The following is a 12,941-nucleotide window of genomic DNA, read 5'->3' as shown; positions in this document are numbered from 1 at the left end:
CTTGAGCGCCATACGTCTTTCGCGCGTCGCCCGTCATGGCGCGCTTGCCGGATAAACCGCCTTCCAGTCGTTCTTCATGCTCACGACGATCCACCCGCGCGCGAGCGCCTCGTCCCATGCGCGGTCGAGCTTGCCGATCTTTGACTGGCGATCGTAGGCGAATTCGCGCGCCGCGTCGTCGTGATGCACGATCAGTTCGAGATGCGGCCCGTCCTGCGCGGCCGTGTATTGCAGCATCTGCAAGTCGCCGTCCGAGTTGCCGAATGCGAGCACGGGCTTCCTGCCGATGTTCCGGTAGATGCCGACGGGCTTGCCGGGACCGTCGTCGACGAAATCGAGCTTCGGTTCGCGCACGAGTGCGGGCTTGCCGTCGCGCACGACGTACTTCACGAGCTGGCTCGACCCGATCACCTGTTCGGGCGGAATGCCGTAGACCTGTTCGGCGAACACGCGCATGAATTCGATCGTTCCTCCGGACACGATAAAGGTCTTGAAGCCATTCGCCCGCAAATAGTCGAGCAGTTCGAGTTGCGGCTGATAGACGAGCGCGGTGTACGGACGCCCGAGCGTCGGATGCTTCGATGTTGCGAGCCACGCGCGAATGGCGCTGTCGTATTCATCGACCGTCATGCCGCTGTTCGCCACCGCGAGCAGTTTCAGCAATGCTTTTTGCTGGCCCGCGAGCGCGGCCTTGTCGCCCGATGCCAACGCCTTGAACGCCGGGTCGCCGCGCCATTCCGGATGGTTCGGCGCGGCCGCCTTCACTTCATCGAGCATGAAGGCAAACTGGAAATAGATAGGTTGTTCGCTCCACAACGTACCGTCGTTGTCGAACACGGCGATACGTCGCGCGGGCGGCAAATAGGTTGGCGATCCTTCGCGCGTGACGGTTTGCACGAAGTCGATGAGCGCTTGCCGAGCGCGGCCGCCGCGCCACGATGGCAGAACGCCTTGCGCCGTCTGCGCGGTACCGGCGCTCACGCCGGCGCTGGCCTGAGCGGACGCGTCGTTGCCGGAGCGCGCGCAGCCCGCCAGGAGCACCGCGAACGCGGCAGTCAGCAGCGCGGCCCGCACGCCAGCAAGAATGTGTCGAAGTCCCCGCCGCACTCGACTCTCCTTTCGCGAAAGCAATGTGTTGCCGCGCCGATGCGTTCAGCGAGCGGCGGTCCGGGTCGGATTCGCCGGCGATGCGCCATGCGCCGCTTGCCAGACGTCCTTATCCACCACGAGTCTGAAACCGAGGTGCGACATGCTGTTGTAGGGGTCGGTGCCGCGCCGCGCGCTTGGCCGATAGCTCAGGCAGTAGTCTTCGTTGCACAGAAACGAACCGCCGCGCGTAACGCGTTTGGGCGCTTCCACGGGTACGCCGGGATCGGCCGGGTCCCATGAACTGGCCGGGCCCGCGGGCTCGTTGACCACCCCGCCTATCGATGCCTCGCGCCTGAACTGATCGGCCCGGTACCAGTCGGCTACCCATTGCCACGCGTTGCCGGTCATGTCGGAGAGTCCGTAGCCGTTGGCCGGAAAACTCCCCACGCGGCTCGTCCCGGCCGCGCCGCCCGCTTTCGCGTTGACGACGGGGAACGGCTGCTTTTCCTGGCCTTGCCAGACGTTGGCCATTTGCTTGCCGTCGGGTGCGAACTGGTTGCCCCAGGAATAGGTCGCCTGATCGAGCCCGCCGCGCGCGGCAAATTCCCATTCGGCTTCGGTGGGCAGGCGCTTGCCCGCCCATTTGGCATAGGCCTCGGCGTCTTCGTAGGAGACCTGCACGACGGGATGATCGTCCTTGCCATCGATATTGCTCGACGGCCCCGAGGGATGCCGCCAGTCCGCGCCCGGCACGAAGCGCCACCAGCGCGAATAGTCTTGCAGAGACACCTGTTCCCGTGTGCCGACGAACACCATTGCGCCCGGCGTGAGCGCACTGTCCGGCGGACGCGCCGTGCCGGGTGGCAACTGCACCCGGAGCGTCTCCCAGTCGGGTTTCTTTTCAGCGGTGGTGATGTAGTGCGTGGCCGCCACGAACGCGCCGAATTCGGCGTTCGTCACGTGATGCTCGTCCATCCAGAAACCGTGAACGCGCACCGTATGCGCCGGACGTTCGTTGGCTTGCGCGAGCTTGCTGTCGCTGCCCATCTGGAATTCGCCGCCGGGTATCCACGCCATGCCTTTCGGGCCGCTCACGCCGTCGCCGAGGACGGCATGGACCATCGGCCTGGCGGGCTCGCGCAGCGCGCGGCTCACCGCGAATCCGACGAGCGCCGGACATAGCAGCACGAGCACGGCCCACAGCGCCATGCGCCTTGCGTTGAATTCCGAGCTTCGCCCGGCCGCGTTGTGATTCACCGGTATGTTCGCCATTGCCGTCACCCCGACCGTGTCGCATGGGAGCCAACACAATGGAGCCACCAATATACGAACGAATAAATGTTAGCAATCTTTTTTTCGAGCGATGCCGCAAACGGTAGGCATCCTTGCGAAAGGGCCGACACGGCTTTGACGAAACCGCCTTGCTTTAGTAACTTGTGCAGCACGTGTTCAGACAGCTTCGGGATCATCGCATCAGCAACGCGTGCGCGTTGCACTCTTAGCGAGCGAGCCATGCAAGACCTCATCCGGCGATTCGAGACGAGCATCGGGCAAGCGGTGATCGGCCAGGAGGCCGTCGTGCGCCAGATTCTCATTGCGCTTTTCGCGGATGGGCACGTGCTGCTCGAGAGCCTTCCGGGTCTCGCAAAGACACGTACCGTCAAGGCCATCGCGGCGCGTCTGGCCGCCACGATGAAGCGCATCCAGTTCACGCCCGATCTGCTGCCCTCGGATATCACGGGCGGCGAGACGCTTCTGCAATCGGGCAACGAACGCACGCTCTCGTTCCAGCCGGGTCCCATCTTCGGCAATCTGATTCTCGCGGACGAAATCAACCGCGCGCCCGCCAAGGTTCAATCCGCGCTGCTCGAAGCCATGGAAGAGCGGCAAATTTCAATCTCCGGCAAGACGTACCCGCTGCCCGAACTCTTCCTCGTGATGGCGACGCAGAATCCCATCGAACAGGAAGGCACTTATCCCCTGCCGGAAGCGCAGATGGACCGTTTTCTCATGAAGGTGCTGATTGGTTATGCGTCGCCCCGGAGCGAGGCGGACATGCTGCGCTTGCTGCGTCGCGAAAGCGAGGGCGTGCCGGCCGCCATGGAAACGCTGACGCAGGAAGATGTGTTCGCCGCGCGCGAAGCCGTCCGGCGCGTCGCGGTGGCGCCGGCCATCGACGAATACATCGTATCGATTGTCAACGCGACGCGTCATGGCGGCGCGCTCGATGCCGACCTCGGCAAATGGATCGAAGTCGGAGCGAGCCCGCGCGGCGCGATCGGACTGGATCGGGCGAGCCGCGTGCATGCATGGCTCGACGAGCGCGATTTCGTCACGCCAGACGACGTGCGCGCGGTCATCCATCCGGTGCTGCGGCATCGTTTGCTGCTGTCCTACGATGCGACCGCCGACAAGGTCGGCGCCGACCAAGTGATAGACCGGCTAGTGGAGAAAGTGGCCGTGCCAGCTTGAGCCTGGAGGAAACCCGCGATGCCGCACGACGCAGCAGACGTTCATGGCCCGCCCGCTTCGGCCATCGGCAGCGTTTATGTCGATGCCGCGCATCTCGCCGGGCTCGAAGGCCGCGCGCGGGGTTTGAGCTTCGTCGCGCCCGCGCCCGTAACGAGCATCTTGTCGGGACGGCAAGCGTCGCGCATGCGCGGACGCGGCCTGAATTTCGAGGAACTGCGCGGCTATTTGCCCGGCGACGACATACGCCATCTCGACTGGCGCGTGAGCCTGCGCACGGGCAAGCCGCATGTGCGGGTCTATACCGAGGAGCGCGATCGGCCGCTTCTGGTCATCGTCGATCAGCGCATGAACATGTTCTTCGGATCGAGCCGTGCGCTCAAGTCCGTGGTCGCGGCCGAAGCGGCGGCGCTCGCCGTGTGGATGGCGTTTGCCGCTGGGGATCGCGTGGGCGGCGTCGTGTTCGGCGACGAAGAAGTGGTCCGCGTGCGTCCGTTGCGAAGTCGCGCGCGCATCGACTTGCTGTTCGGCGCCATCGCGCGGATGAACGCGTCGTTGCATGCCGAGAGTCTCGCGCGAACGAATTACGCGCAACTCAATGCGGCGCTCGAAGGCGTGTTGCAGATCGCATCGCACGACTTTCTGGTGTGCATCATGAGCGACTTTGCAGGCGCCGATGAACGCACGCGCCGGCTGCTCCGGCAGATTGCCGCGCATAACGACGTGATCGCGGCGCTCGTCTTCGATCCGCTCTGGCAAGGCATGCCCGAGCATCGCGCGCTGGTGGTGAGCGAAGGACGCTTGCAAGTGGAGCTGCGCATGGAAAACGAACGCGTGCGTGCGCCGCTCGCCAGCCTCTTCAAGGGCCGCGCGGCAGCGATTGCGGAGCTATTGCGCACGAGCGGCGTGCCGTTGATGGCGTTATCGACCGCCGAACCGGTCGTCGATCAGGTGCGGCGCTTATTCGGCGAGCGCGTGCGTCGCGCGGCGCAAGGCGGCCTATGACCCCGCCGCTCATGCCCGCCGACACGCCCGCCGCGTTGCAGGCGCTGCGCGAGTTACCGTTGCCCGAGCCCGTGTCGTATATGCCGCGGACCATCGGCTGGCTTTTCGTGCTTGTCTCGCTCGCGGCGTTGGCGGCGCTCGCCGGATGGTTCGCCTGGCGTCGGCATGAAAGGAGCCGCTACCGGCGCGAGGCGCTTGCCGAACTGGCGCGCATCGAAGCGAAGCTTGCCGACGAAGCAAGCCGTGCGGCCGCGCTTGCCGAGATCGCGCCGCTCATCAAACGTACCGCGCTTGCCGCCGCGCCGCGCGGGCAAGTGGCCTCGCTCACCGGCGCAACCTGGCTTGCATTTCTGCGCGCCACGCACGGTCACTTCGACGATGCGAGCGGCGCGCTGCTTTTCACCGCGACATATGCGCCGCAAGCGCGACTCGCCGCCATCACGCGACAGGACGCCGACCGTCTCGTTCACGCGGCGCGCGACTGGATCGAGCATCATCATGTGGAAGTTTGAGTACGTGTGGATGTTCGCGCTGCTGCCCTTGCCCCTCTTCGTGTGGTGGCTGGCGCCCGCGTATCGCACGACATCGACGGCCGTGCGCATGCCGTTCTTTCAGGAAATGGCCCATGCTGCCGGCGAGAAACCCGCGCCTGGCGGCGTGCGTCTGCGCCGCAACTGGCTGCAGCGCTTGCTCATGCCCGTGCTCTGGATTTTGCTGCTGGTTGCGGCGGCGCGGCCGGTGTTCCTCGAACCGCCCGTCACGCACGAGTTACCCGCGCGTGACTTGCTGCTTGCGATCGACCTGTCGCAATCGATGAGCGAGCGCGATTTCATCGATGGCGCGACCGGCGAACGGCTCGATCGCCTAAGCGCGGTCAAGCGCGTAGTCGCCGATTTCATTGCGAAGCGCAAGGGCGACCGCATCGGCCTGATCGTGTTCGGCGACGGTGCTTATCCGCAAGCGCCGCTCACGCTCGATCACGACAGCGTGCTGATGCTGCTCGACGCCATGCGCATTGGCATGGCGGGACCGCGCACGGCTATCGGCGACGCGATCGGGCTGGCGGTCAGACTCATGGAAAACACGCCCGCGCAGGAAAAGGTGCTGATTCTGCTCACCGATGGCAACGACACCGCAAGCGCCATCGCGCCCACGCAGGCCGCGCAGATTGCGAAGCATCACGGCATCGTGGTGCACACCATCGGTATCGGCGATTCGCAGACCGAAGGCGAGGACAAGGTCGATCTCGACGCACTGACGCGCATTGCCCGGACGACTGGCGGGACGTCGTTCCATGCAATGGGCCGCGCGGAAGACATCGCGTCCGTGTACGCGCAGATCGACAAGATGACGCCGGAAAAGATCACGCGCGAGGTGTACAGACCGCGCCGGGAGTTCTACTGGCTGGCGCTCGCGCTCGCGGTGTCGCTCTTCACGCTGTATCACGGCATTGCCTGTCTCGTTGCGCTCTTGCGCGCGCCGCGTCGCGTGCCCGGGGAGATCGGAGCTTGATATGGCTATCGATCTGACGGCTTTTCACTTCCTGCGCCCGTTATGGCTCTTGCTGCTCATTCCAGCCGTGCTATTACCGTTTGCGTGGTTGCGTCGTAACGATGTGCGTTCACGCTGGCGCAACATCATCGCGCCGCATTTGCTGGAGCATCTGATCGTCGGCGAGCGTGCGAAGCGTGGTTTGCAGCCGATCCATTCGTTGGCCGCGCTGATCGCCTTATCCGCCATTGCCGTGGCGGGGCCGACGTGGCAACAGGAACGTCCGCCCTTCGATCGGGACAAGGCGCCGCTCATGATCGTCCTCGAACTCGCGCGTTCGATGGATGCAACCGATGTCGCGCCAAGCCGTATCGAACGGGCAAGGCAAAAGGTGCTCGATCTCGCGGCAGCGCGCAAAGGCGCGCGCACCGGGCTGCTGGTGTTCGCGGCGAGCGCGCATCTCGTCGTGCCGCCCACGGAAGATCCCGCCTTGCTCGGGCTTTATGTGCCTGCGCTCGCGCCCGAATTGATGCCGCATGACGGCAAGAACGCCGCTGCGGGGCTGGCGCTTGCGGAGCGTGTCTTGCAGAAGGCCGACGACGCAGCGGGCACGATCGTCTTCATGAGCGACGGTTTCGATGAAAGCCATACGGATGATTTCGTTCGGATGGCGAAAGAATCGCGCCACCAGTTGCTTTGGCTCGCGGTCGGCACGGAACGCGGCGGCGCGATCCGGGGAGCGAACGGCGAAATCGCGACTGACGGAGCGGGCCGCCCTGTCACCGGCACGTTCGATGCAGCCGCCATCCGCAAAGTCACGCAAGCGGCTTCGATTCCGCTTGCAAGCATGCGCGCGGACGATGACGACGTGCAATGGGTGCAGCACCGTGCGCAGGTGTATCTCGAAGCGGCGCAAGATTCGAAGATCGTGCCGCGCTGGAAGGAATCGGGCTACTGGCTGCTCGCGCCGATTCTCGTCATCGCCTTGTATTGCTTCAGGCGCGGCTGGACGGTGAAGTGGCTGCCGATCATACTAGTTGCGCTTTCAATGGCTTACTTTCCCAGGCAGGCGCAAGCCGCGTCGTTCGAGTGGCTCGATCTCTTCGCAACGCATGATCAGCAGGGTCGCTACAGCTTCGAACATGGCGACTACAAGCGTGCCGCCGCGCGTTTCGACGATCCCATGTGGAAAGGCCGCGCACAGTATCTTGCCGGCGACTTTGCCGGCGCACTCGATACGTTCACCCGACTCGACACGCCGGACGCGTTGTTCTATGTCGGCAACACGCTCGCGCGGATGAAAGATTACGCGGGCGCGATGAAGGCTTACGACGCCGCGATTGCGCATCGCGCGGGGTTCGCGGAGGCGCGTGCAAATCGGAAGCTGGTACAGATGCTCATCGAGGACGACGAGCAGAGTGACGAATCGACCACGCAGAAGCCCGATCAGGTCGAGACGGACAAGAAGAAGATCAAAGGCGGCCAGCGCGTGCTGGTCGAGCAACAGCGTCCATCGGAGGAAACGTGGATGCGTAATCTGAATACATCGCCCGCGGCGTTTTTGCATCAGCGCTTCGAACAGGAAGCAGGAGCGAGCCCGTGATGCGATTGCTCCTCGCGATAGGGCTCGTCATTCTCTCGAACGTGTTTTCGATCGCTCACGCGGACGATGCGCCCCGAACCATGTTGCGCGCGCATCTCGAACCGGCTGGCAAGGTGGTGGCGGGCAGCGCGGCGCAACTCGTCGTCGATGCGCTCACGACCACATGGTTCACGGCCGCGCCGGACTGGCCGCTGTTCGACGTGCACGATGCGTTCGTCACGTTGCCTGACGAGAGTGCGCAGAATCTTTCGGAGACCATGGACGGCGTGCGCTGGTTCGGGGTACGGCGCGTCTATCGAATCGTGCCGCGCGCGGCGGGCACTTTCGATGTGCCGCCGTTCGCCATCACGCTGCATCCCGGCGGCGCCGACGGACCGGTCACGCTTACGACGCCCCGGCTGGAGTTGGTCGCAAGCGTGCCGGCGGGGGCCGAAGACATGGCGTCGTTTTTCCCCACGCCAAAGCTTACCGTGACGCAAAGGATCGAACCTTCGGACGGCAAGCTGGAAGTCGGCGGCACCTTGACGCGTGCCGTCACGGAGCGCGCGGAAGGCACCGAGTCGATGCTGATTCCACCGCTCGCTTTTGCGGACATCGCCGGATTGCGCCGTTATTCGAAGCCGCCGGTAACCCGCAATATCACGCAGGACCGTTCGGGATTCGTCGCGGGCGAGCGCACGGATACGGTCGCGTATCTCGTCGAGCGTCCGGGAACGTACACGCTGCCAGCAATCGATATCGAATGGTGGAACACGACCACTCGCGCGCGCGAAAAGATTCATCTTCCGGCGCTCAGCTTTCGCGCGCATGCAGCGAGCGAACGGCCGCTTTGGGACATTCCGGGCGGCCTGGCGCGGCATACGGTGATCTACCTCGATGAGAGAGATGTCATGTATGCGTGTGTCGCCCTGGCGGCGATGGCGCTCGCGATCTGGTTTTATCCGCGCATGCGTGTACTGATCGAGCGCGGCTGGCGCCGGTGGTCGGCGTGGCGCAAAGCACGCGCGGAAGGCGAGTTCGCCGCCTGGCGGGCGCTTCGAAAGGCCGCGAGCGCGGGCAGCATGTCGCGCATCGTTCCGGCGCTTTACCGATGGATGGACGTCAATCCGCGTTATCCGCGTCCGGCGCGGCTTCGCAATATCGGCGAGTTCGAACCGAGCGACTTGAAGCGACTAGCGGATTCGGCCATCGTCCATTATCGGGGCACGGGTCGCGCCGATGAAGCGCCACCCACACGTCTGCGCCGTCACACGAAGTTTTGGCGAAGTTGGAGAACGAAGCGCCCGGCGCTGGCTCCGCTCAACGACAACGAAGATCGGTAGAACCGACTCTCACGCGACGTTCTCTTTGTTCGCGATCATCCCGTCGTCTTCGGCCTGCGCATCCTCCGCGCTCTTACTCGTCTCGCGAAGCGCGGCCGTGAGCTCGGCCGGTCTGATCGTATCGAGCACCACGAAGCTGTGTAGCGCCGCCTTGGCGTCGATCTCGAAGCAGCGTTTGCCGGAAATTTTCGCCTTGGCGTCGCGAGCTTCGATCTCGGCAATCTCGGTTGCGAGCGGATGAGCCTGTCTCTTGAGAATGGCGCCGAGGCGCGCGTCGACCATCACCCGGTCCATGCTCCAGTAGGCGCGATTCGAAAGCGCGTTTTCGCCGGCGAGGACGCTATCGGCGACGACTTCGAGGCCCATCGCCCTGAGCTTTGCGACATCGGAGCGAAGGCTTTCCGTGTTGACGCGCGCCGTGCCGCGTTCGAGCCGCAGTTCGAGGCGGCTCGCGTCCACGCCGCTCTCTCGCAACGCCAGCGTCAGCGTCTGCGCAAAGTCGCTGGTCAGGAGCTGCTTCGGATAGACCGGCACGCAAACGGTAATCTCGGGCAAGTCCGTGGCGAGCTTGCAGGCCTCGCGCAAGATCCAGTCGCCGAGAGGAACGACGAGACCGCTTTGTTCGGCGACGCGCAGGTAGGTTTCGGTGCCGAGGCGGCCGAGCGTCGGGTGGTTCCACCACGGCTGAATCTCGACGGCGATTGCGTCGTTTGCGGAAACACGCACGCTGCAGGCAAGATCGAACTCACGCGCCTTGATCGCGATCAGCATGTCGTGCGCCAGATGCCGCTCGGTCTCGGCGGAGGTTTCCGCATCCTCGGCGTAGAAGGTGAAGGTGCCACGCTGCTTGCCCTTGGAACGATAGAGCGCAACGTCGGCAAAGCGGAAAAGCTCGTCTTCCTCCAGCGTGTCTTGCGGCGTCAGCGCGATACCGATCGAAAGACCGACCTCCAGCCACCGCTCGCCATGAGCGATCGGCTGCGACACGGACTCGATGAGGCGCTCCGCGAGTTCGACGATCTGCGGCCGCGTGAGATTCGTGGCCGCGACGACAAACTCGTCTCCTCCGATCCGCGCGACGAGCTGCCCTTCCGTCAACTCGCCCGTCAGACGGGCGGCAACGGTGCGCAGGACGAGATCGCCGACTTCATGGCCGAACGTGTCGTTGATCGGCTTGAAGTGATCGAGATCGAGATAGAAGAGCGCGAGCTCGCTGTCGGTCGCCGAAAGCACCTGACGCATGAACTTGCGCAGGCCGAGCCGGTTCGGAAGGCCCGTCGCCGGATCGTGCTGGACTTCTTTCTGGGCGCGCGAGAGATCGGCGGCGAGCGAGACGTCGGCGGTGATGTCGGCGGCGATCTTGACGATCTTGAAGGGCTTGCCGTTCAGGTCGTAGATCGGATTGTAGGACGCCTGAATCCAAACTTCCGCCCCGTTCGCGGCGATGCGTTTGAACTTCGAGGACAGGAACTTGCCCGCGCGCAGATCGCTCCAGAAGCGTGCGTAATCGGCATGCGCGACGGTTTCCTTGTCGACGAACATGCGATGGTGCCGGCCGACGACTTCCGGGAGCGCGTAGCCCATCAGGGTAAGGAAGTTGTCGTTCGCCTCGAGCACATTGCCGTCCATGTCGAACGAGACGACGCTTTGCGACTTGTTGATCGCGGCGATCTGTCCTTCGTAATCACCTTGCCGCAGCTTTTGCCCGGTGACGTCGACGGCGTTCTTGACGACCTTGAAGGTGCGCCCGTTCATGTCGAGGATCGGATTGTAGGAAGCCTGCAGCCAGATCTCGCGGCCATCGCGGCCGAGCCGCTTGAACTCGCCTGCCTGATACTCACCCGCGGCGAGCGTCTGCCAGAACTTCCCATAAGCCTCGCTTTCGCGCTCCTCGGCCGAGACGAACATCGAATGATGGCGACCGATGACCTGGGACAGCCGATAGCCCGTCAGGTCCAGGAAGTTGTCGTTGGCGTCGAGGATCGTGCCGTCGACATTGAAGGCGACGACACTCTGCGATTTGTGGATCGCGGCGATCTGGCCTTGGTGGTCCGCCTGGCGAAGCTTTTCACGCGTGACCACCGTCGCGTATTTGACGATCTTGAAGGGCCGCCCGTCCTGGTCGAGCACCGGGCTGTAGATAGCCTGCAGCCAGATTTCGCGCTTGTCGCGGCCGATCCGCCGGAACTCGCCGCTGCGATGACGGCCGGCGGCCAGATCGCTCCAGAAGATCTCGTAGTCGAGACTGTGCGCGTACGCGGGATCGACGAACATGCGGTGATGACGGCCTTCGAGCTCCTCCATCGTGTAGCCGACCGCTTCCAGGAAGTTGCGGTTGGCGTCGAGAATGGTGCCGTCGGGCGAAAAGGTCACCATGCACTGCGACTTGTCGATCGCGGCGATCTGGCCTTCGAAATCGGCGTTCTGCTTCTTCTCCGACGTGACATCGACCGCATACTTGACGATTTTGAACGGACGTCCTTCGAGGTCGAGGATCGGATTGTAGGTTGCCCGAAGCCAGACGGCCTTTTCGTCTTTGCGGAATCGCCGATATTCGCCGGAAGCGTGCAAACCCTGCCGCAACCGTTCCCAGAAGGCGGCATAGGACGGGTCCCTGGCCTCGTCGGCGGCGACGAACATTCGATGATGCTTGCCGACGAGTTCATCGAGCCGGTAGCCGGTGGCTTCCAGAAACTTCTCGTTGGCATGAAGGATGGTGCCGTCCATGGCGAAATGGATGACGGCCTGCGAAGTATTGATGGCGGCGATCTGGCCGGCGACGTCGGCGGCCGACATCATGCGGTCAGTGACGTCGCGCACCAGCATGACGGTCTCGCCGACCGCGCCGTCTTCGGCTGCGACCGGTATGCAGGAAACCTCGGTCCAGAAGGACGTGCCATCGCGCTTCAACTGCTGCATCTCGCCGAAGAAGGCTTTGGCGGTTGCGAAGACCGTATCGATCTCGTCCGGCGTGGTGGCGCCTGTCGCGAGCGGCCTGAAGATGCTGCGATTGCGTCCGACGAGCTCCCAGCCCTTGTAGTCGAAGAGCTCCAGGAAGCGCTCGTTGACCCGAAGGATGCTGCCGTCGGGCGCGAAGGCGATCCGCCCGAGGCTTCTCTCCAGCGCTTCCTGATCGGCCGGAGTAAAGGAGAATTTCACCGGATTGTTATGCATTGTCACCCGCCAGTAGAAGTTGCGGCGATATGCGCTGATGGCAGGTTGGAACGAAGTTGTCTCATGGATCGAATTCGACGATCACTTAACCTTTTCCCTAAGCGCGAACTTTCTGGATTAACGGCACTGGAAGGAAAAAATTAAACAGGCGGTGAAGATCGATTTGATTGAGGCACGCGTAGTCGACGGGCGCATCTCACGGCGGAAGACGCTCAGGGGCAACGTCGAATATGCGTGCTGGCTACAGCGTCGGCTTGAACTCGATCCCAGGCGCTTGCAACGATTCCGGCGTGGTTGCGAGCGCGCTTTGGGGTTCGTCGTAGGTGCTGCAGCGTCTCGGCAGACTTGATCGACTCAAGCCGTAGTGGACACCTCAAATGGGTGCGTCAACCAATGACTGACGTCCCGCACACGAGGACTGGGAAATCCATGAGGTGGCCGCGCTTTGCGACAGGATGCAAGATCCCGAGCCGAGGCGTATCCATTCGACGGGCGCTTGCCGCTCATGAGCGCGCCCTGCCGATTGGCGTTTTCGAGAGGGCGATGGGGTTTTCTTAGGTGATGTCGGCACCTAGGATGGTCCCCCCGGCAGGAATCGAACCTGCATCTAGCGCTTAGGAGGCACTCGTTCTATCCATTGAACTACGGGGAGCGCGCCAGCATCGAGGCGCACGGCTCGCCGTTGCGAGACGGCCAAGCGAGCGCAGAGTATAGCAAACGCCACTCGCGCTAATCGGGACGTCGCGCGGAAAATTCATCACGCTGACGCCAACGGCGTACGTTCAGGG

The 12,941-nt window shown here is 63.6% G+C and carries 9 protein-coding genes and 1 tRNA gene; 6 read left to right on the top strand and 4 right to left on the bottom strand.

From position 1 onward, the window contains the following. Window positions 1-33: 33 nt before the first annotated feature. Both P9250_RS23005 and P9250_RS23000 read right to left on the bottom strand, forming a co-directional pair. Window positions 34-1,107: an HAD family hydrolase gene (locus P9250_RS23005; RefSeq protein WP_310395363.1), complete on the bottom strand. Its 1,074-nt coding sequence runs from the start codon at window positions 1,105-1,107 to the stop codon at window positions 34-36. 45 nt (window positions 1,108-1,152) lie between these two features. Next, on the bottom strand, window positions 1,153-2,361 hold the full coding sequence (locus tag P9250_RS23000) for a formylglycine-generating enzyme family protein (protein WP_370652093.1): 1,209 nt from the start codon (window positions 2,359-2,361) through the stop codon (window positions 1,153-1,155). Window positions 2,362-2,601: 240 nt separating this feature from the next. Here P9250_RS23000 and P9250_RS22995 point away from each other — a divergent pair, with 240 nt between their 5' ends. From P9250_RS22995 to P9250_RS22970, 6 genes are read left to right on the top strand one after another with little or no spacing between them, the layout of a single operon-like run. Next, window positions 2,602-3,561, top strand: coding sequence for a MoxR family ATPase (locus P9250_RS22995; RefSeq protein ID WP_310395361.1), 960 nt, complete (start codon window positions 2,602-2,604; stop codon window positions 3,559-3,561). An 18-nt stretch (window positions 3,562-3,579) separates the two neighbouring features. Further along, window positions 3,580-4,563 carry a DUF58 domain-containing protein gene (locus P9250_RS22990; protein ID WP_250492068.1) on the top strand — a complete coding sequence of 328 codons (984 nt, stop codon included), beginning with the start codon at window positions 3,580-3,582 and terminating at the stop codon, window positions 4,561-4,563. Then, the gene (locus P9250_RS22985; RefSeq protein ID WP_310395358.1) at window positions 4,560-5,075 is read left to right on the top strand and encodes a DUF4381 domain-containing protein; all 516 of its coding nucleotides are present in this window, start codon (window positions 4,560-4,562) and stop codon (window positions 5,073-5,075) included. The genes P9250_RS22990 and P9250_RS22985 overlap by 4 nt, the downstream gene beginning before the upstream one ends. Beyond that, on the top strand, window positions 5,062-6,075 hold the full coding sequence (locus P9250_RS22980) for a VWA domain-containing protein (RefSeq protein WP_310395356.1): 1,014 nt from the start codon (window positions 5,062-5,064) through the stop codon (window positions 6,073-6,075). Before P9250_RS22985 ends, P9250_RS22980 begins: the two co-directional genes overlap by 14 nt. Window position 6,076: 1 nt before the next feature. Next, window positions 6,077-7,657 carry a VWA domain-containing protein gene (locus tag P9250_RS22975; protein WP_310395354.1) on the top strand — a complete coding sequence of 527 codons (1,581 nt, stop codon included), beginning with the start codon at window positions 6,077-6,079 and terminating at the stop codon, window positions 7,655-7,657. Next, window positions 7,657-8,979 carry a hypothetical protein gene (locus P9250_RS22970; protein ID WP_310396849.1) on the top strand — a complete coding sequence of 441 codons (1,323 nt, stop codon included), beginning with the start codon at window positions 7,657-7,659 and terminating at the stop codon, window positions 8,977-8,979. Before P9250_RS22975 ends, P9250_RS22970 begins: the two co-directional genes overlap by 1 nt. Before the next feature lie 9 nt (window positions 8,980-8,988). On the opposite strand, the gene P9250_RS22965 is transcribed toward P9250_RS22970, so the two are convergent. Together P9250_RS22965 and P9250_RS22960 are read right to left on the bottom strand one after the other, a co-directional pair. Beyond that, on the bottom strand, window positions 8,989-12,153 hold the full coding sequence (locus P9250_RS22965) for a PAS domain S-box protein (RefSeq protein WP_310395352.1): 3,165 nt from the start codon (window positions 12,151-12,153) through the stop codon (window positions 8,989-8,991). A gap of 577 nt (window positions 12,154-12,730) precedes the next feature. After that, a tRNA-Arg gene (locus P9250_RS22960) sits at window positions 12,731-12,805 on the bottom strand. Between the last annotated feature and the right edge of the window lie 136 nt (window positions 12,806-12,941).

The organism is Caballeronia sp. LP006 (assembly GCF_031450995.1).
Taxonomy (GTDB): Bacteria; Pseudomonadota; Gammaproteobacteria; order Burkholderiales; family Burkholderiaceae; genus Caballeronia.
Note: the sequence above shows the minus strand (reverse complement) of the source record. Positions and strands in the feature narration are given on the sequence as shown.

Bases quoted from the DNA above. Each gene is read 5' to 3' on its own strand.
- P9250_RS22980 (WP_310395356.1), top strand. From the start codon at position 5,062: ATGTGGAAGTTTGAGTACGTGTGGATGTTCGCGCTGCTGCCCTTGCCC.
- P9250_RS23000 (WP_370652093.1), bottom strand. From the start codon at position 2,361: ATGGCGAACATACCGGTGAATCACAACGCGGCCGGGCGAAGCTCGGAA.
- P9250_RS22975 (WP_310395354.1), top strand. From the start codon at position 6,077: ATGGCTATCGATCTGACGGCTTTTCACTTCCTGCGCCCGTTATGGCTC.
- P9250_RS22970 (WP_310396849.1), top strand. From the start codon at position 7,657: ATGCGATTGCTCCTCGCGATAGGGCTCGTCATTCTCTCGAACGTGTTT.
- P9250_RS22995 (WP_310395361.1), top strand. From the start codon at position 2,602: ATGCAAGACCTCATCCGGCGATTCGAGACGAGCATCGGGCAAGCGGTG.
- P9250_RS22990 (WP_250492068.1), top strand. From the start codon at position 3,580: ATGCCGCACGACGCAGCAGACGTTCATGGCCCGCCCGCTTCGGCCATC.
- P9250_RS22965 (WP_310395352.1), bottom strand. From the start codon at position 12,153: ATGCATAACAATCCGGTGAAATTCTCCTTTACTCCGGCCGATCAGGAA.
- P9250_RS22985 (WP_310395358.1), top strand. From the start codon at position 4,560: ATGACCCCGCCGCTCATGCCCGCCGACACGCCCGCCGCGTTGCAGGCG.